The organism is Nitrosomonas sp. Is35 (assembly GCF_033063295.1).
Classification (GTDB): Bacteria; Pseudomonadota; Gammaproteobacteria; order Burkholderiales; family Nitrosomonadaceae; genus Nitrosomonas.
On record NZ_JAWJZH010000001.1, the window covers coordinates 521,224 to 539,321 of the forward strand.

Annotated in this window: 13 protein-coding genes; 6 read left to right on the forward strand and 7 right to left on the reverse strand. The window is 49.3% G+C overall.

The window, feature by feature from the left end; translation table 11 throughout:
• Positions 1-209: 209 nt before the first annotated feature.
• The 3 genes from R2083_RS02430 (at position 210) to R2083_RS02440 (ending at position 3,959) form a co-directional block, all read left to right on the forward strand.
• Complete coding sequence (locus R2083_RS02430; RefSeq protein WP_317529956.1) at positions 210-686, forward strand: PH domain-containing protein; 477 nt, start codon at positions 210-212, stop codon at positions 684-686.
• Between the two features lie 156 nt (positions 687-842).
• Complete coding sequence (locus tag R2083_RS02435) at positions 843-3,161, forward strand: EAL domain-containing protein (RefSeq protein ID WP_317537383.1); 2,319 nt, start codon at positions 843-845, stop codon at positions 3,159-3,161.
• An 81-nt stretch (positions 3,162-3,242) separates the two neighbouring features.
• Entirely contained in the window at positions 3,243-3,959 is a 717-nt protein-coding gene (locus R2083_RS02440) for a hypothetical protein (RefSeq protein ID WP_317537384.1), read from the forward strand.
• Positions 3,960-4,078: 119 nt separating this feature from the next.
• Here the strand turns inward: R2083_RS02440 and R2083_RS02445 are convergent, their stop codons facing one another.
• From R2083_RS02445 to R2083_RS02475, 7 genes are all read right to left on the reverse strand, one after another.
• Positions 4,079-5,905, reverse strand: coding sequence for a hypothetical protein (locus R2083_RS02445; RefSeq protein WP_317537385.1), 1,827 nt, complete (start codon positions 5,903-5,905; stop codon positions 4,079-4,081).
• The gene (locus tag R2083_RS02450) at positions 5,902-6,393 is read right to left on the reverse strand and encodes an ABC-three component system middle component 2 (protein WP_317537386.1); all 492 of its coding nucleotides are present in this window, start codon (positions 6,391-6,393) and stop codon (positions 5,902-5,904) included. Before R2083_RS02450 ends, R2083_RS02445 begins: the two co-directional genes overlap by 4 nt.
• Complete coding sequence (locus R2083_RS02455) at positions 6,386-7,465, reverse strand: ABC-three component system protein (protein WP_317537387.1); 1,080 nt, start codon at positions 7,463-7,465, stop codon at positions 6,386-6,388. Before R2083_RS02455 ends, R2083_RS02450 begins: the two co-directional genes overlap by 8 nt.
• Before the next feature lie 178 nt (positions 7,466-7,643).
• A complete protein-coding gene (gene oadA / locus R2083_RS02460; RefSeq protein ID WP_317537388.1) occupies positions 7,644-9,470 on the reverse strand; it encodes a sodium-extruding oxaloacetate decarboxylase subunit alpha in 1,827 nt (608 codons plus the stop codon).
• Between the two features lie 33 nt (positions 9,471-9,503).
• The gene (locus tag R2083_RS02465) at positions 9,504-10,922 is read right to left on the reverse strand and encodes an acetyl-CoA carboxylase biotin carboxylase subunit (RefSeq protein WP_317538963.1); all 1,419 of its coding nucleotides are present in this window, start codon (positions 10,920-10,922) and stop codon (positions 9,504-9,506) included.
• Between the two features lie 168 nt (positions 10,923-11,090).
• On the reverse strand, positions 11,091-12,401 hold the full coding sequence (locus R2083_RS02470) for a porin (protein ID WP_132424761.1): 1,311 nt from the start codon (positions 12,399-12,401) through the stop codon (positions 11,091-11,093).
• 227 nt (positions 12,402-12,628) lie between these two features.
• Entirely contained in the window at positions 12,629-14,122 is a 1,494-nt protein-coding gene (locus R2083_RS02475) for a bifunctional metallophosphatase/5'-nucleotidase (RefSeq protein ID WP_317529963.1), read from the reverse strand.
• On the opposite strand from R2083_RS02475, the gene R2083_RS02480 reads away from it, so the two are divergent.
• The 3 genes from R2083_RS02480 to R2083_RS02490 all read left to right on the forward strand — a co-directional run bounded on the left by R2083_RS02480 (position 14,121) and on the right by R2083_RS02490 (position 17,966).
• Positions 14,121-14,270, forward strand: a complete 150-nt coding sequence (locus R2083_RS02480) for a hypothetical protein (protein WP_317529964.1) — start codon at positions 14,121-14,123, stop codon at positions 14,268-14,270. The two genes, R2083_RS02475 and R2083_RS02480, sit on opposite strands and share 2 nt — an antisense overlap.
• Positions 14,271-14,560: 290 nt before the next feature.
• The gene (locus R2083_RS02485; protein WP_317537389.1) at positions 14,561-16,618 is read left to right on the forward strand and encodes a di-heme-cytochrome C peroxidase; all 2,058 of its coding nucleotides are present in this window, start codon (positions 14,561-14,563) and stop codon (positions 16,616-16,618) included.
• 73 nt (positions 16,619-16,691) lie between these two features.
• Complete coding sequence (locus tag R2083_RS02490) at positions 16,692-17,966, forward strand: cytochrome P450 (RefSeq protein ID WP_317537390.1); 1,275 nt, start codon at positions 16,692-16,694, stop codon at positions 17,964-17,966.
• The last annotated feature ends 132 nt before the right edge of the window (positions 17,967-18,098 follow it).

Below are 18,098 nucleotides of genomic sequence, written 5' to 3' on the forward strand. Positions count from 1 at the left end.
CTTGCGTTTGTTTGCATGGATCATCAATGCAATAATCGTCACAGGGATCTTTTAAAGTAATGCTGGTGCAAGTTTTGTTTTTAAAACGATAATAGGGCAAAATTTGCTGATTTTTTTAACCGGGATTCGCAGTGCGGCAATTCATTGCGATCAAAACGAAGTAAGTTTTGTGTGCTATCACCGAATCAATATTATAAGAATGAATAATCATGCATGTCTTCAAGTCTAAAATCGATAACTGGGTACTGATTTGTTTGTTGCTATCCGTCTCCGCCTGCCTGCTGGGCGCATCCGTTCCGCTGATGATCGGCGGAATAACCAATTATGTGTTTGCGGCGATCATACTGATTGCGGGCGCTGGCTTCCCGGTTTGGATCTATGTTTCGACCCGGTACATCGTCAGCGGTGATGATCTCAAAATCATCAGCGGTCCGTTTACATGGAATATTCCCATTCAGTCGATCATATCCCTACAGGAAACCCAGATCGCGGCGACAAGCCCGGCTTTGTCGTTCGATCGCCTGGAAATTACTTACGGAGAGGATAAAGTCATTATCGTCTCGCCGGTCGATAAAGAAAAATTCATCCAGAAATTGGGTAAGGAAAAATTAATCGGTAGTGCTCAGCGGGACGGAACAAAAGCCGCAGCTAAGGATGCCAGAAAAAAGCTAAGAAAAACAAAATAAACCGGAACAATCCATAGGTCATGATGGCGAGCAGACAGGACTCAATGGCAGAGTGCTGCCATGCGATGCTTGCCGGGATCATGTCTATCCATCATCACTTGCAAAATCCTAATTTAGATGGTTATCTTCGCATATTGATTTATCATTGAGGTAACCATGGGTAATGCCAAGCAAACCAAGTCTCAGCTATTGGAAGAACTGCAACAGTTGCATTCCGAATTGGCTGCCGTCGAGTTGATGACCGAAAAACGTACCCATGAGCTTTATGTCAGTGAGGAGCGGTTTTCGTTGGCGATGCGCGGTGCAAACGATGGACTGTGGGATTGGAATCTGGAAACGGATGAAGTGTATTACTCGCCGCGCTGGAAAAGCATGCTGGGTTATGCGGAGAATGAGCTGGCGAATCAAATCAGCACCTGGGAGAACCTGGTTCATCCCGATGACAAAATCGTCGTGCTGGAGAGAGTGCAGGATTACTTCGATGGCCGCAAGGATTCGTTTGAAGTCGAAATGCGCATGCGCCATAAAGATGGCCACGAAGTTTTTGTGCTATCGCGCGCATTTCTGGTCACGCGCGCGTCGGACAGTAAGCCGTTACGTCTCATTGGCACGCATGTCGATATCACCGAACGCAAAAAAGCCGAAACCTTTGACAATCAATACGCCGAAATACTGGAGATGATTGCGATAGGGTGTCCCGCGCCGGATATTTACAATGCTATTGCGCTCATGTACGAAGCCCGCCACCCCGGCATGCGCTGCTCGATGCTCGAATTGAGCGGTAATAAACTGCTGCACGGTGGCGCGCCCAGTTTGCCGCAAGCTTATTGCGAAGCCGTGCACGGCCTGGAAAACGGGCCCAGTGTCGGTTCCTGCGGGACATCCACTTTTACCGGGCAGCGGGTGCTGGTGGAAAACATCGAAACCGATCCGAAGTGGGCGGAAATCAAACACTATGCGTTACCGCACGGCATGCGGTGTTGCTGGTCCGAGCCGATCAAAAGCTCCAGCGGAAAAGTTTTGGGCGCATTCGGCATGTACTACAATCACCCCGCACTGCCGGACGAGAAAGAGTTAAAAGATCTGATATCCGCTGCCCGGCTGACGGGGATCGTCATGGAACGGGATCAAGCGCAAAAACGCATCCGCGCGCTGGCATATACCGACGAGCTGACCGGACTCGCCAGCCGCGCCTCATTCATGCAACACATGGAAGAAATCACCAAATCATCCAGCCGGCACGGCCGCCGCTTCGGGTTGCTGTACATTGATCTGGATAACTTCAAATACATTAACGATAGTCTGGGACATGACGCCGGTGATTTGTTGCTCAAAACCATTGCAGCGCGATTGATCAATACCTGCCGCGACATTGACTTCATTGCCCGGCTGGGCGGCGATGAGTTCTGTATCCTCATTGAAGAAGTCGAAGCGGATTACGCCGCCAATGTGGCAAAACGCTGTCTTGAAGCCATATCTCAACCGATCGGGATTTATTCCAGAAAAATCGCCCCAGCTTGCAGTATCGGCATCGCCTATTATCCCGATGATGGCGCAAATCTTTCCGCTTTGTTGAAGGCGGGCGATATCTCGCTGTACACCGCCAAGGAAAATGGAAAAAATCAGTATGCATTTTATAAAGCCGAGCTGACTCACAAGGCCGAGTATCGTTTTCAAATCGAGCAAAACCTGCGGGAAGCCATCGAAAAACAGCAACTGTCCCTGGTGTATCAACCGCAAATCAATATCAAGAACGGGGAAATTTTTGGTGTTGAAGCGCTATCGCGGTGGTATCACCCGCAATTGGGGCAAGTTCCGCCCAACGATTTTATCGTCATCGCCGAAAGAATCGGCATGATCAAACCGCTCACTGAATGGGTGATGCGCACCGCGTGCAGCCAACTGGTAGCTTGGAAACAAGAGGGTTTTCGCACGCTTCGCATGGCCGTCAATATTTCCCCCAGTCTTTTTCTGGACAAAGGATTTGTGTTGCTGGTTAAACGTATCATCGATGAGGTCGGTATTGCACCAGCCGAATTGGAACTCGAAGTCACGGAAGGCATCGTGCAAACCGATCCGCGCAATCTCACCATTTTTCAGGACTTGAAAGACCTGGGCGTGTTACTATCGATCGACGATTTCGGCACCGGTTATTCCTCTTTCGCATCGCTTAAACACCTGAAGGCGGATTACCTGAAAATCGACAAATACTTTGTTGACGACATGCTGACCGACCAGAAAACCCTTACGCTGGTCAGCTCCATGATAGAAATGGGACAAAAACTCGGCTACGGCATCATTGCCGAAGGCGTGGAAACGTCAGAACAACTGGATATTCTCAAGCGCCTTGGCTGTGAAATGGTGCAAGGCTATCTGTTCAGTAAACCCGCCGCTGCCGCCAGCATTTCAGAATTTCTGAACAGCCAGGCACACAAAGCGATTCTTGCTCAAGGCCGGTTGGATGAGACTGCGTAGTTGCGGGTAGAGCTGCTGCTGTTAATTCTTGTAAACTGTAGGGCCTGACGTTTTTGGTATGCTTATCTTCTTGTTCGACCAATGAATCAACGCTTCCCTAATAGTCGGCAATTTTTAATCGGCGTTCTATTGTTGTGGTGTTGGACATCGTTGGCCGCAGCGAATGAAAAAATTGTTCATGTCATCGATTTTTCCGGTAATTCAAATGGCAGTGCCGTTTCCTGGTTGGAGGAACGAGGATTCGAGTTGCAGCTGGATGCAAAAAAACTGAACCCTAGATTTGAAAATGATGCCCTGGTGATCAGCGCGGACGGCGAGATAGCCGGATTGTTTGGTTTGCAGCTGAAGCAGCAGAACTTTATTCACAATGTTAAGCGGGTGGAAATCGTTTGGGGCGTGAACAAGTATCCCCAGGGTGCAAATTGGAGTGCGGGAATTAACAGTGTGCCCATCGCCGTGATGTTGTCATTTGGAACCGAAAAGCATTCAAGCGGTTTGCCGCTGGGCATCTACGCGGCACCCTATTTTTTGAGCGCCTTTATCGGCAAAGCTGAAGAACTGGGCCGCATGTATCTGGGCAAGCTATGGAAAAAGGGCGGACGATATTTTTGCGTGGCATCCGGCGATCAACCGGGCACAGTGATTACCACCGATTTTGAAGTCGATGAAAAATTCCGTACCACTTTCAAACACCCTAAAACACCACCGATTACAGGAATTGCTTTCCAAGCCAACACCAACAATACCCAAGGCGGCGCGGAGGCGTTTATCAAGAAGATTACCTTTTTATCTGACTAGGGTCTGCTGGACGTAAAGCTAATCTACTGCGTCAGCATGAACCGGATTCAGACCTTTATTTTGGGTTGCTATGTAACTGAAAACGTAACTACATTATCCTCATCTGTCACAATAAGTAACTAAAGAAAGCCTTGCCGTCCTTCATTAGGGTTACCGGTGAACACGGTCATACTTAAACCACCCAACACTGAATCGGGAGGATGTTGGTTTTCAATGATAATTATCTGGCTGTCGGTAGAATGGTGGTTGGCAAGATAAGAATAAAAATTTTCTTTTAAATTTGTACCCTGTAGTTGTCGATCATCGTCGCCTTCTGGCTTGAAATAAGCCAGAAGCGGGGAATCCAGAACGATGAAACCAGGATGCGGCAAATCATTTTCCTGACAATATTCCAACAATGCGATCGTTACCGCTGCGTGCGTAATGGCGCGGAGCCCCTTACCTCGACTACCTCGCAGCTTTCCATCTATGACAAAATCGGTAGCTTCCTTATCAAAATGAACAAAACAATCTCCGGGAAAATCCCAAGCTTTCAGCAATTTGGATACTCTAAGTGAGAAGTCATGTGCAACTGAGTCAGGCAGACCGGAGGCAATAATTCCAGACGTTCCTTCTTCGCTCTCATCCTTTACGATAGATTCCTTGCGCTCTTCCAGCCTTGCTATTCGTGCATAAAGATCGAGTCCTTTCTGTACCTCGATTCGCTTTTCAATAAGCTCCGAGAAAGAGGCTCTTTCATTACTCACCGTAGGTGCAACGATTTCCTGAATCTGAGTATTGATATTTTTATATTCTTCGTTTTTCTTTGATAACTCTTGTTTTTGTAAAACTGCCTCAGATTCTAAATCCGCTACAGTACCTTCGAGCTCGTTTCTAAGCCGTCTAATTTTCTCGATTTCTGCAGAAGCAGCTTGGACGATCGCTTCAACATCCCCATCGCAAGTAGCATCATGTTGTTGTGCATCGGGCAGTGCTCCGCAGAGAGGGCAAGGTACCGATTCCGCATGAACAAACATCGCTCCACTTTCCTGGATTGCGGTTAGGCGTTCGATATCAACAGAATAGTGCTGCAGGAGCAAATCAAATCTCGTCATCAGATTTGTAATCTCGTCAAGTCTGTTCTGAATCACCGTTTGAATATCCACCAATTCCCGACGTTTAACCAAAAGGGAATCGAACTGTGCTTGAGCATTATTTAAGTTTGCCTTGCGCTGTTCGATTGTTTTATCTAGCCGATTAATCTGCTCTTTCAGTCCTGCCTCTTCTTCGCCAACATCGGTGATTTCCTGACTGAGTTCAGCAAGCAATTCATCAATCAACTCGATCTGATTCGTTTTATCTGTTTTGCTCCGAATTGCCTCAACAACATTAGAGTCATCAATGCCTGTTAGAAGAAGTTTTATCGTCGCCAATTCGGCAGTTTTTAAAGTGTATTGTCCACCCCAGAAAGGCGAGCCAGTTTGCTGAATTTCACCTTCCTGGATAATTACAAGTCTTGCCAGATTTCTAAAACTGAGGCTCTGCGTCGTGCCATTCTTCTTGCTTCTTAATATGCGTTTTCCGAGAAGTCCGATTTTATCGAGAAGGAATCCTGACATGTTGTCGGTTCTGTCGTGAGTATGATCTTTTCTTAGAACCTCATTTTCAATCCCCTCCTCGAGTAGATTCTTCACCTTGAAATTTCCACCAGAGGTCGCGCGCAAAAACCTCCACTTCTCCCCGGACGTCACATTAAGGTCAAACTGGATTTCGCCAAAGGGAGTTCTTTCTGGAATATCTCTAAGTTCTGACCCTCCAAGCATAAAATCAATCGCTTCGGCCAGAAACGATTTTCCTGTGTCTGACGCACCGCAAACCACATTTACGCCGTTAGAGAAAGTCATTTCGGACAATTTCTTGGGGCCGGAGAAAGCAATGCGCCGCAATTGAAGGTAACCGTTGCTCAATGATTACTCCGTGATTTATCAACGGCCTGAAATTGAGTTGACCAATTTTCAAATAGTCGATGCGTGACTTGCCTGATCTCAGATGTTGTCATATCAGTAAACCGTTCGGCCGCCCATTGTGCTCGCTCTTTAAGCTTCTGGGAATAAATAGATGTAAGCGAAGCGAGAAATGGTGCGGCCGCGTCTCCAGCGATGTAGTTGAAACCATCTTCTGCGGGTATCCGTTGAATGAGGTTCCGACTCATCATCAATAAAAGACCTTTCTCAATCAGCCCACGCCGAACCAGTAATTCTCCTGCTCTCATAGGGAGAGCGGCATGAAGGCTTTGGGGACCGCTGGCATCACTTGAATGCACGACGAGATAGTCCATTTCGATAAGTCTTTCCAGATCGAAAGCTGCTGGATGTGCAGCTACCAGAATTGCTAGGGAGCGAATTCCAGTTTCCAGTGGACTGTTGAATGGTGTTGGGCGTGTTCGGTTACTCATCATCCGTTACCCATTTGAGACGATCTTCATTTGCTAGCTGGTGGCAGATACCCTGGCGATCCTGCGACTTTGTTACTGACGCAAGTGGATTTGCGGTCAAAGCAACTGTTGATGCTTGCGCCACAGTCGCCTTCATCCTCTCGTACCCGTTGGGATGCTTTGAATCCGTAACATCAATCACACCATGATAGATCTCATCCTGAAGGTCATTGAATGTTCCTTCAGGAACTGTGTCTCTGGCAAAGTTTCTCAGTGCTTCAGCATGATAGAAACGTTCGCGTTGTCTCTGGAAATCTCTTTCTAATGCGCCGTGGGTCGCCAATGCGCTTATATCGCGGAGTGGTGCTCCTAAATGATCTCCGTAGGCATCAAGGAGTTGTCGGATATATCGACTTTCGGAGATAGTAGGGAAGGTGGGAGGTATTGCCGGATTGGGGCGTGCAGGTAGACCTCCCCCAAACCGGACCGCATGAAAACCTGTATGGCTATGTGCATCAATTAGCTCAACGTGTGATTTTGATGTGAAGATCGTAAAATCAAAGTCGTCGATATAGGATAGAAGTTCTCCATTGAGTTCAAGTTGTTTAGTTGTCGTAATCTCGCTTTTACAGTATCCATTCCAATTTTCCTTAAATCTTTCGCGAAGTTCAGCTGGCTTATTTAGAAGTTTTTCCAACGTCGTTCCGACACCAAGGGATGCCACAAAATAATGCTTTCGAGGTGGTGTATATTCACCGATGTGAGAGTAGTAAATAATTTTACCCAGCTCAACCCAAATGTCACTTGGCCGCAATGTGTGTGCATAGCGCTTACATTGGTAGTTATCCCACGCACCTTCAAAACCTCTATTGGTGCAAAATCCGGCGATATCGACACCACAATCCCCCGCTCCGCCGAAACGGCGAACTTTGGCATACGCGCTCTCAAGGCTAGTAGCCCATTCTTCGATAAAGTTTTCCCATTCATCAGGGCTGAAGTTTTTGACACGAATTGGTTTCGGAATGGGGATACCAAAATGCACATGCATAGACGAAGGTGCTATTGAAGGCACTTTTGGTTTAATTTCTTTCATGTCTGCACCAGATATCATTTGGCTTTAATGATTCCCCTTACCTTATGAAATGCTTATTCAAAAAACCATTTCAGTGATCAGCCCCACTTTCGCAAGCTTAATCCCAAAGTCTGGATCAACTCTTGGGACTCGCGGATAATTTTTACCTACTAACCGCGTATTAAAACGTTCTGACGTATCACCCCACCCCAATCTCAATCAACACCTCATTCGGATTCACCGATTCGCCTTTGATCACGTGAACGGCTTTGACGGTGCCGCTGACCGGGGCGGTGATTTCGGTTTCCATTTTCATGGCTTCGGTGATCAATACCGGCTGCCCGGCGGTGACTTTCTGGTCGATTTTGACGAGCACGTCGAGAATATTGCACGGCATGCTGACAACGACATCGCCTTCATTTGCGGGGCTGCGGCGTTTGCTGGCGATGGCGCTTTTGACGGCGCCTTGGGTGCCGCCGTCGAGTACGATTTCATCGAGGGTTTCGACGACGATTTCTTCCGGCATGCCGTCGACCATGAAGTAGAAGTGCCGCAGCGACTGATTTTTCGGGCTGGTGCCGGTGACTTTGACGTGGTACGACTCGCCGTGCAGCGCGACGTTGAATTCGGTCGGTGCTTTTTGCACGCCGTTACCCGCTGCCGACGCTACTTCCAGCGGTTCCGGCACGAGGTGGCCGGTGGAGCGCAGTTCCAGGAATTGCTTGCCGACTTCCGGGAACATGGCGTAACTCAGCACGTCTTCGTCACTCGATGCCAGATGGCCGATTTCCCGGCGCAGGTGCTCGAATTCCGGTTTCAGCAGATCGGCGGGGCGGCAGTCGATGATGTCTTCTTTGCCGATGGCGCGTTTTTGCAGTTTGGCGTCGATCGGCGCCGGTGCTTTGCCGTAGCCGCCTTGCAGATAACGCTTCACTTCGTTGGTGATGGTGTCATAGCGCTTGCCGGTCAAGACGTTGAGCACCGCTTGGGTGCCGACGATTTGCGACGTTGGCGTGACCAGCGGCGGGTAACCTAAATCTTTGCGCACGCGCGGAATTTCCGCGTAAACCTCGCTGATGCGATCCAGCGCGTTACGCTCCTGCAGTTGATTGGCCAGATTCGAAATCATACCGCCGGGCACCTGAAACACGTGCACGCGGGTGTCGACGCCGGTGAATTCACTCTCGAAACGGTGGTATTTTTTGCGGATTTGCGCGAAATAATCGTTCACTTCTTGCAGTTTTTGCAGATTTAATCCGGTGTCGTGATCCGTGCTTTGCAAGGCCATCACCAGGCTTTCGGTCGGCGGATGGCTGGTGCCGCCCGACCACGACGATAACGCCGTATCGATATGGCGGCAACCGGCTTCGATCGCTTTCAGCTGACACATTTCGGCCAAGCCGGAAGTGGCGTGGGAATGCAGATGAATCGGCAGATCGGTGGTATCTTGCAGCGCCTTGACCAGTTCGCTGGTCGCATACGGTGTCAACAGACCGGCCATATCCTTGATCGCAATCGAATCGCAGCCGAGCGCGGCCAGATCCTTGGCCAGTGTCACGAAGCTTTTGACGTCGTGCACCGGGCTGGTGGTGTAGCAGATCGTGCCTTGCGCGTGTTTGCCGGATTCCTTGGCGGCTTCGATGGCGGTTTTGAGATTGCGTACGTCGTTCAGCGCGTCGAAAATGCGGAACACATCCATGCCGTTGGCCGCAGCGCGTTTGACGAACGCGCGCACCACATCGTCGGAATAATGCCGGTAACCGAGCAGATTCTGTCCGCGCAGCAACATTTGCAGCGGCGTATTTGGCAACGCGGCTTTCAGTTTGCTCAAGCGTTCCCAAGGGTCTTCCTTCAAAAACCGCAAACAGGCGTCAAACGTCGCGCCGCCCCAGCATTCCAGCGACCAGTAGCCGATGCTGTCGAGCATTGAACAAGCCGGTAGCATGTCTTCGGTACGCATCCGTGTGGCGATCAGGGATTGGTGCGCGTCGCGCAAAATGACATCGGTGATATGAACTTTTTGCATGGATTTTCCTTGATTAACCAATGAGCTCGGTATTTACAGACCGGTATGCGAGGCCACGACCGCGGCGATCACGCTGGCCAGCACTTCCGGCCGGGGTTTGTCGGAATATTGGATGAGATTCGGATTTTGTTCGACGAAACCGGTATTGAATTTGCCGCTGCGGAATTGTGGGTGTTTCAGAATCCGCAAATAATAGGGAATCGTCGTTTTGATGCCGAACACTCCCATATCGCGTAAAGTGCGTTGTCCGCGCTTGATCACATCTTCCCAGGTCAGCGCGCTGACGATGACCTTTGCGACCATGGAATCGTAAAAGGGCGGGATCTCATAACCGGTGTAAATGGCCGTATCGGTGCGCACGCCCGGGCCGCCCGGCGCGTAATAACGGGAAATGCGGCCGAAACTGGGCAGGAAGTTATTTTTAGGATCTTCGGCGTTGATGCGGAACTGGATCGCATAGCCGCGCCGGACAATTTCTTCTTGCTTGAAGCGCAACGGAAAGCCCGCCGCCACCCGGATTTGTTCTTCGACGATGTCGACGCCGGTGATGGTTTCGGTAATGGTGTGCTCGACCTGCACGCGGGTATTCATTTCCATAAAATAAAAACGCCCGCTGTCATCCAGCAGAAACTCCACCGTGCCCGCGTTGGTGTAACCGACCGATTTCGCGGCAATCACCGCCAGGCCGCCGATATACTGACGTTGCGCTTCGTCCAATTGCGGCGACGGCGCGATTTCAATGAGCTTTTGATTGCGGCGCTGAATCGAACAATCGCGCTCGTAAAGATGGATGACATTGCCGTGATGATCGGCCAGCACTTGCACTTCGATATGTTTCGGATTGACGATGCATTTTTCCAGAAACACATCGGCGCTGCCAAATGCTTTGGTCGCTTCGGAAATCACCCGCACATAATTGCGTTTTAATTCCTCGGCATTATCACAGCGGCGGATACCGCGCCCGCCACCGCCGGATGTCGCTTTCAGCATGACCGGATAACCGATCTGTCCGGCAACTTTGAGCGCTTCGTCGACCGAGTGCAAATTACCATCCGATCCCGGTGTTACCGGAATACCGGCGGCGATCATCGCCTTGCGGGCTTCGGTTTTATCGCCCATGCGATGAATCACATCCGGTTCGGGGCCGATGAAAATCAGTCCGCGCTCCTTACAGGCGCGCGCGAATTGCGCGTTTTCGGATAGAAACCCATAACCCGGATGTATCGCATCGCAGCCGGTTGCCAGCGCCAGATCGACCAGCGCGTGAATGTTCAGATAACACGCCATTGGCTCGCTGCCGATGCAATACGACTCATCCGCTTTCTTGACATGCAGCGCGAAACGATCCGCTTCCGAATAAATCGCCACCGAGCGGATGCCCATCTCGGCACACGCTCGAATGATGCGCACCGCAATCTCGCCGCGATTGGCAATGAAGATTTTACGTAACATCATTTTTGGGGCCGCTTTGAAAAACATAATGGCGGTATTCTACCTGATCGATTCCGGTTAGGGCGTTTGAAAGGAAACTTGAGAAACTGCTGTGCTGATAACCCGATGATCGTCTTCTGGTAATTGCTCGTTTTTGTTTTCCGGGTTTCCTTGGGTTGACGTCTATTTTTAAAAAGGAATCATCGCATCCAGCGAGAATAAAAACTGATCCTTTTTGCCGTCGAACGGGTGGAAAGCCGTGTTGATGCCATCTACCCGGTCGTAGCGGATATTCTTGCGGATATTGAGATTGCGCACCGGCTTCCAGCCTTTGTTCCAGTGCATCGCCGGTTTCCAGTTCATACCCAGGGTAACGGCGTAATAATCCGCAGGCGCGCTGGCGAAAGGAATATTCCCGGCATAGCTGACGCCCTTATTGTTCATTGCCGACAGAATACGATAAGGGGAAAACACCCGCCAGCCATTGCGGTCGTGAAACCGTTCGGCGCGAATGCCGATCGACAGGTTTTTTTGCAGATCGTAAGTCAGGTGGGTATTAATGCTATACCAAGCAGCGTTGCTGATTCCTCCGGGCAGGCTGATATCGGCCGCCCAGCCATGCGTATGCTGTAATACGCCGTGCATCCTGGGAGTGAGCCAATGTTGCAGCACCACGCTGTACATCATCCATGGTTGATTCACCGCCGTTTGGCCATAGGTGCCGCCCAACGCCATACTGGTTCTTTTATCGTCGCTATTCCATGTTAGATTGGCCAATCCGCCCCAGTTGTCGAGCTGTTTGTCAAAGCCGCCGTCCCATCCGCCAGTGGCGCTGCCGGTGGTCGCCGCGCCCTGGATGGTCCAGTTTTTATCAATGTTATAAGTGCCTAGAAAACCGGTGTGCGTGAACGGCTCGCCGCTGTTCAGGATATATGCGCGGGTGTAAAAAAAATTGTCAGGCGCGGGAACGCTTTCATAACCCAGCGGCGTATAAAAATGTCCCGCCTTGATGTTCAGGCCGTTGCCGACCGGTACGTGCGTTTCCAAATAAGCTTGCGGCAGCGCGATGCCATAGGTGCGCGTCGACTTGCAGCAGAGATTCAAATCCCAGTTGCCTCGCTCCGATGGTTCGCCGGTATTTTCGTCGAACGCGGAAATACCGAAGGCCTGAGTGTAAATGGCATCGGTTCCGAACAGGAAATCGAAGCGCCCGCCAAGACTCCAATTGGAAGCATCCGTTTCGACGCTGCGTTCGATAAAGAGATTTAGCTGATTCAATTGAAACCGGTTGGCGCGATCGGCGAAGGTAACCGCGCCGTTGAAACCATCCGACGGATTATTAGCATTGTAGGTTGCGCCGCCATTGATCCAGCCGCCAATTTGCAAGCCGCTGCGTTTATAGAGTTCCGGTAAGCTGTTGGCATGAGCTTGGTCAAGCGTGATGATTGCCGATAAAACTATTCCGAGTACTGTGCTGATCGTGTTCATGTGGTAATTCATATTGTTGTTCCTGATGTTTAGTCAAAACAACTCAAAGTTGGCATGCTGCGCGAAACGATTCGCTTCGGAATAAAACGTAGCCGGACGGATCGATTATTCAATCAATCCGGACAAGTTTATACTGCATTTTCAATTGGAGTTGTTTAGGAAAGCCGTTATTGTGTTTGAAATGTAGAGCTCACAACCGATCCCGAAAAATATTTCAATTATCGATATTGCCGGACTTCTCAATTATTCTTCAGCTGATCAATCACCACTTGGCGGATATCATAATTATCTCCTGGATTAACAATGACAAAATCTGGGCTGCCCGGTTTCAGATAATCCAAACCGCGATCTTTGCCGGAAGCGAGAAAGTCGTTGATCGCGAGTTTGTAAATTTTTTTGGTATCCAGTGGTTTGCCGTTAATTTTCCAGGCGCCGTTGACCTGTTGCGTGTTCGCGGATTGCAGAAAGCCGCCTGCACCGGCATTTGCTATCCCTTGATTCAGCGCCTTTAACAGCAAACTGCCTTTGATCGCGGCCAGTTGCACTTTGCCGCCGAACGGCAGTACCCGTATAACATCATAGACGGTGATTTGACCTGCGGGCAGCACATCGTCGATGCGGATCGAACCGCTGTTGTAGAGCGAGAGTTCGGCTTCCGGGTAGGGGCGCAGCAGGCTTTGGGCGATCAGTTCGGTCAGGTTGGTTTTGCGGGTGCGCACATTCGATTCGAGCCCGTCCAATGCTTCCGTGGTGGTCGTGACCACGGCTTCGGGTTCAAATCCTTGCTGCCGGAAGGCATCGAAAGCGATGTTCATCCATTTGTCGACCACGGTTTTGACGGCGGGATCTTCGGCCAGAGTGCCGTTGATCGGCACAAACGTGGGTTTGACTTCGGTTTTGCCGGTTTGCGGATCGAAATAAAGATCGACTACGTACACCGAGCGTACATTGGCGTCGCCTTTCAGCAAGGGAGTGAAATTGCCGCGCCAGTTTTGATAGTTGACATGTTCATGCCCGCCCAGCAGTAGGCCGATTTGCGGAAATTTTTGCAGCAGTTCGATGTCGTCATCAATGGCTTGATGCGTCAGGGCGATCATGAAATCGGTTTGCCCATTGAGTTGTTTGATTTGCTCGGCGGTGGCTGCGATGGGGTCGGAGTAGCGCACGTAGCCGGGGTTGTTTGCGGCCAGTGTTAAGCCAAACATACCGATTCTGAAGGTTTTTCCGCTTTTTTTATCCGCAATGGGAATCACCAGATTCTGTTTGACGCCGGCATAAGGCTGACCATCAGCGGCAAAAACATTGCTCGATACCCAGGTGAATTTCGCTTCTTTCATGCGCTGGTTGAATTGACTTTCTTTGACATCGAATTCATGGTTGCCGAAGGTGGCATAGTCGAGTGCAAAGTGATTCAGCACATCGACCATCTGCCGTCCGGCCAGCCGGTCGCCTTCATACTGGGCGGTGCCGATTGCGGATGGGCTGAACAGATCGCCGCCGAGTGTGGTGATGGTATTGGGGTTGCGCGCCAGCAATTGCTTGCGCAAGGTGGCGACCCGTGCAATGCCGCCTTCCTTACCGCCGCTGACCGGGGTGATTTCGTAAATATCGTTAAAGTGCAGAATGGTCACGTGAATGCGGTCATCACCGGCGGGTGCGGTGGGCGCTGTGGCGCAGGCAGTCAGTGCGAAAACAAAAACGATCGAAAGTAAAACGGCGAATGGATTTTTCATGATAACGCCCTGTATTTTGATGGTGGTTGTATTTAAGGTGCCGCTCAATGCCAATGTATGGCCCATAGCGGGAAACCCGTTGTTGCCAATTTGCTTTCCCGTCCGGGCTCTTGGGTTGCTGACAAACGGTTTCAAGCCGGTGCAGTGAGAAAGCTAATGCGATTCCTTAAGGTTATACCGTAAAGTTGCTGTTTGTATCAAATATGTTTCTGAGATGTGCGAGTATTGCTATGATCAGCAAAGGATTGTGAATATAATCGGGAACTGCCAATAAGAAAAATACAATCCGCCAAGATTGAGCGTTAGCGTCAAGCACGGGCCTCGAGAAGAAATAATCCAAAGTCAGGTAATGTAAGGAGCAGGAGTTTACGGGTATTAGTAATGCACATTGTCCTTAACAATGCTGATTAAACAAATTCAAATGAAAGGGGATTTATCGTGAAACAATATTTCATTTCGTCAGAAAAACGATCTTTATTTTCTTATGTAGCTTCGATGCTTTCCATCGGCATACTATCCGCCTGCACCCTTATCCCGGGAAACGAACCTGATGATCGCCACGCGGTTACTGTTGAGAAAGATCATCTTGGCGATAGCTATACAAAGGTGCAATACCTTGATCAGGGTTGGAATTCTGTCGACAGTTTGTGGTTTTACTACACTACACAGGGATCAAACTTGATGCCCTATGATTTCTTTCTGGCGTTGGAGAAGCCGGGACAGTCCCAGCTTTTCCGTTCCGATGAGAATATGAATTTTTACCGGTATTTACCTCAGAAGGCTTCATCGGCAAACCCGGATGCATTGCCGGTCGGTTGGGTTAAAGATAAGTACAAAGGCAAGGAATATGTCGGTTTAACTTGCGCGGCTTGCCACACCGGGCAGATAAACTATAACGGTGTGGGTATCCGCATTGATGGTGGTCCGGCTAGCGCGGATATGGAAAACATCATGATCGATCTGGCAAAAGCCTTGAAACATACGCGCGAAGATGCGGAAGCCAAACAGCGGTTTGTCAAAAATGTATTGGCCAGGGGGAATTACAAGTCGGAAGCTGATGTGCTCGCTGATTTAAGTAAATATGAACAGCGCATATACAGTTATACCTATATCAATGCCAGTCAAACTTCTTATGGCTATGCACGGCTGGATGCCTTCGGACGCATATATAACCGTGTGCTTGAACATACCATTAACGCAAGAGAGCTGAGAGAGATACTGAGCGACCGGAAGATAATGGATGATAAAGTGATGACGAAGGAGCAAATCGATGAAATCCTGGCAAAAATTGATAATGTGATAACGGGAGAGCAGCGTGATCATTTGATGGAACGTCTGAGTAAGTATCTGACATTTGAGCAAATAGCGCTGTTGAATAATGAGATTTTCAATCGGCCTGATGCGCCCGTTAGCTATCCTTTCTTGTGGGATATTGCGCAACACGATTATGTGCAATGGAATGGGATCGCTGACAATGCCGGGCTGGGGCCGATTGGCCGGAATACCGGTGAAGTGATTGGCGTATTTGGCACGCTTGACTGGAAAGAAGAGAAAGGGACGTCATTGACATCGATTCTCTTCCAAGGTTCTGGCAATACGCGCGTCAAATTTGATTCTTCCGTTGATGTGCAAAACTTGCACAGAATTGAATCGCACTTGAAGAAATTGAATTCTCCGGTATGGCCGCAAGAAATTCTAGGAAAAATCAATGAGGAGCAAGCTGCAAAAGGCAAACTATTATTCGATGAATATTGTGCGGCCTGCCATGCCAGAATTGATCGTGACGATCCAAACCGGCGCGTCGTTGCTCATATGACGAAAGTCAGCGCGATAGGAACGGATTCCACGATGGCAGAGAATAGCTTCAAATATCAGGGGTATTCCGGCATTTTGCGCAACCAGTATGTAGGATTGGAAGTGGGTAATATTTTGCTGGATAAGGAAGCGCCCGTTGCAGCCTTGCTGACTCAAGCAACAAAAAATGTAGTGGCTACTCCTGATCCTGATAAGTGGTTTTTCCAGCGTTGGACGGATTGGGCAGCCAATCTTGTAACAGCCTATGCGGAAAATGAGATTAAATCCTCAATCAAAAATGGTAACTATGACCCGGATACTACAGTCAATCCATTGGCCTCACTCAATGCCTACAAGGGACGGCCTTTGAATGGAATCTGGGCAACCGCGCCGTATTTGCACAATGGTTCTGTTCCATCATTGTATGATTTGTTATTACCCAAAAAGCGTGAAGGTGATCCGGAAGATGGGGAATACCGTCCTGATCAATTTGAAGTGGGTTCACGCGAATTTGATCCGGTCAAAGTGGGATTAAAAAGTAGCGGGTATAAAAGCTTCACTTTTGATACCAGTTTTCCTGGCAATAGTAACGCCGGACACGAATATGCATCCGGTAAAACAGCGCAACCGAATGGTGTAACTTTAAGACCGCTGAACAAGGATGAAAAACTCGACGTGCTGGAATATCTTAAAACTCTGTAATCTGGAATCATTCTTAACCTGCGATTCCCCGTGGTCTTGCTGCGGGGATGCTTATTGAACAAGGAGTATTGAAATGAGTACAAGCTATCTTGAACGGTATGATGCGACTCCCGATGCGGAAAAATTTCCATTGGTGCGCCGCTGGATGGATACGGAACCTTTACCTTTTTTTAAGGAATTGCGCGCTAAGCGTCCAATCCTGGTGACGCCGGATTGCACCTTGGTGACCCGGTTTGACGATGTCAGGGAAATACTGCTGATGTACAAAGTATTTACCGTCAAGCCGTACGTTCCCAAAATGGACAATTACCTAATGGCGCACGATGACGATGCACTGCATACCCGTGAGAAATCGCTGATGCAATTTATGTTGAATCGTGATGATTTGCCCAGAGTGCGCAATATGGTTGCGGATATCGCCGGTGGCATTCTCGGTAACGCCAGTGGGCAGATCGAAGTTGTGAATAAATTTTGCCGGATGGTTCCCGCGACATTGGTGCAAAAGTATTTTGGACTGACGGGCGCTAACAGGGAAGACTTGATCGAATGGTCTTACTGGAATCAATACGATACGTTCCATAATCAGCCATTCGATTTACTGCCTCCGGAACTGTCAAAACGCATTATCGATCGTCATAATGAAACTTCCAAAAAACTGGGAGACTACATCACGATGCTGATTGCGAAGCGGTTACTGGCGGTGAAACTGGAGAAATTGACGTTTTCAACAATCGTCCGATTGGATGATGATATCGTCACCCGGATGCTACGCACCAGTTTTGCTAAAGAACTGGATTTTGATATCAAACGGCTGGGTGTGAATGCCGGCGGCTTGTTGATCGGTGCGATCGAGACCACTGCGCAAGCTGTAGCGCAAGTGCTGCAATATTTGTTCCAGCATTCGCAATGGCTGGCGGCGGCAAAAGCGGCTGCACAGAAGGAAGATACAACCGAGTTCGACGGTATCGTATGGGAAGCATTGCGTTTTGTTCCGATCACATCGTATTTATTCCGCACTACGGTGAGCGATTATACGGCGGCGAAAGGAACAGACCACGAAACAGTTTTGCGTGCCGGTACTTATGTTCTGCCGGTGACGTTATCCGCGACGTTCGATGAACGGGCATTTGAGTCGCCGGACGAATTTATCCCGCAACGTAACTGGTATAACTATTTCCACTTTGGATTCGGCAACCATGAATGCCTGGGGCGTTACGTGGGTATGGTGATGATTCCTGAAATGGTCCGGCAAGTATTGCTGAAGAAAGATGTGGAACCGAAAGGTGATATAGACTACAAATCCGGACCGTTCCCCGAAGCATACGACCTTTCCTGGGCAACAGCGTAGAACAGGGTAGGTTGCTGGTTTTGTGGCGGCCGTTAAAGTGTGCGGAACAGGCGGATAACTTGGCTAAGGCGCCCGGTCGGTGTTTTCTCTGTACTGTGTGTAAGTAATTTCTTCTTGTGTGATAAAAAGACA

What these genes read in the sequence shown, in the direction of transcription:
- R2083_RS02430 (WP_317529956.1), top strand. Translation starts at nt 210, where the DNA reads ATGCATGTCTTCAAGTCTAAAATCGATAACTGGGTACTGATTTGTTTG.
- R2083_RS02435 (WP_317537383.1), top strand. Translation starts at nt 843, where the DNA reads ATGGGTAATGCCAAGCAAACCAAGTCTCAGCTATTGGAAGAACTGCAA.
- R2083_RS02440 (WP_317537384.1), top strand. Translation starts at nt 3,243, where the DNA reads ATGAATCAACGCTTCCCTAATAGTCGGCAATTTTTAATCGGCGTTCTA.
- R2083_RS02450 (WP_317537386.1), bottom strand. Translation starts at nt 6,393, where the DNA reads ATGAGTAACCGAACACGCCCAACACCATTCAACAGTCCACTGGAAACT.
- R2083_RS02455 (WP_317537387.1), bottom strand. Translation starts at nt 7,465, where the DNA reads ATGAAAGAAATTAAACCAAAAGTGCCTTCAATAGCACCTTCGTCTATG.
- oadA (WP_317537388.1), bottom strand. Translation starts at nt 9,470, where the DNA reads ATGCAAAAAGTTCATATCACCGATGTCATTTTGCGCGACGCGCACCAA.
- R2083_RS02465 (WP_317538963.1), bottom strand. Translation starts at nt 10,922, where the DNA reads ATGTTACGTAAAATCTTCATTGCCAATCGCGGCGAGATTGCGGTGCGC.
- R2083_RS02470 (WP_132424761.1), bottom strand. Translation starts at nt 12,401, where the DNA reads ATGAATTACCACATGAACACGATCAGCACAGTACTCGGAATAGTTTTA.
- R2083_RS02480 (WP_317529964.1), top strand. Translation starts at nt 14,121, where the DNA reads ATGATAACGCCCTGTATTTTGATGGTGGTTGTATTTAAGGTGCCGCTC.
- R2083_RS02475 (WP_317529963.1), bottom strand. Translation starts at nt 14,122, where the DNA reads ATGAAAAATCCATTCGCCGTTTTACTTTCGATCGTTTTTGTTTTCGCA.
- R2083_RS02490 (WP_317537390.1), top strand. Translation starts at nt 16,692, where the DNA reads ATGAGTACAAGCTATCTTGAACGGTATGATGCGACTCCCGATGCGGAA.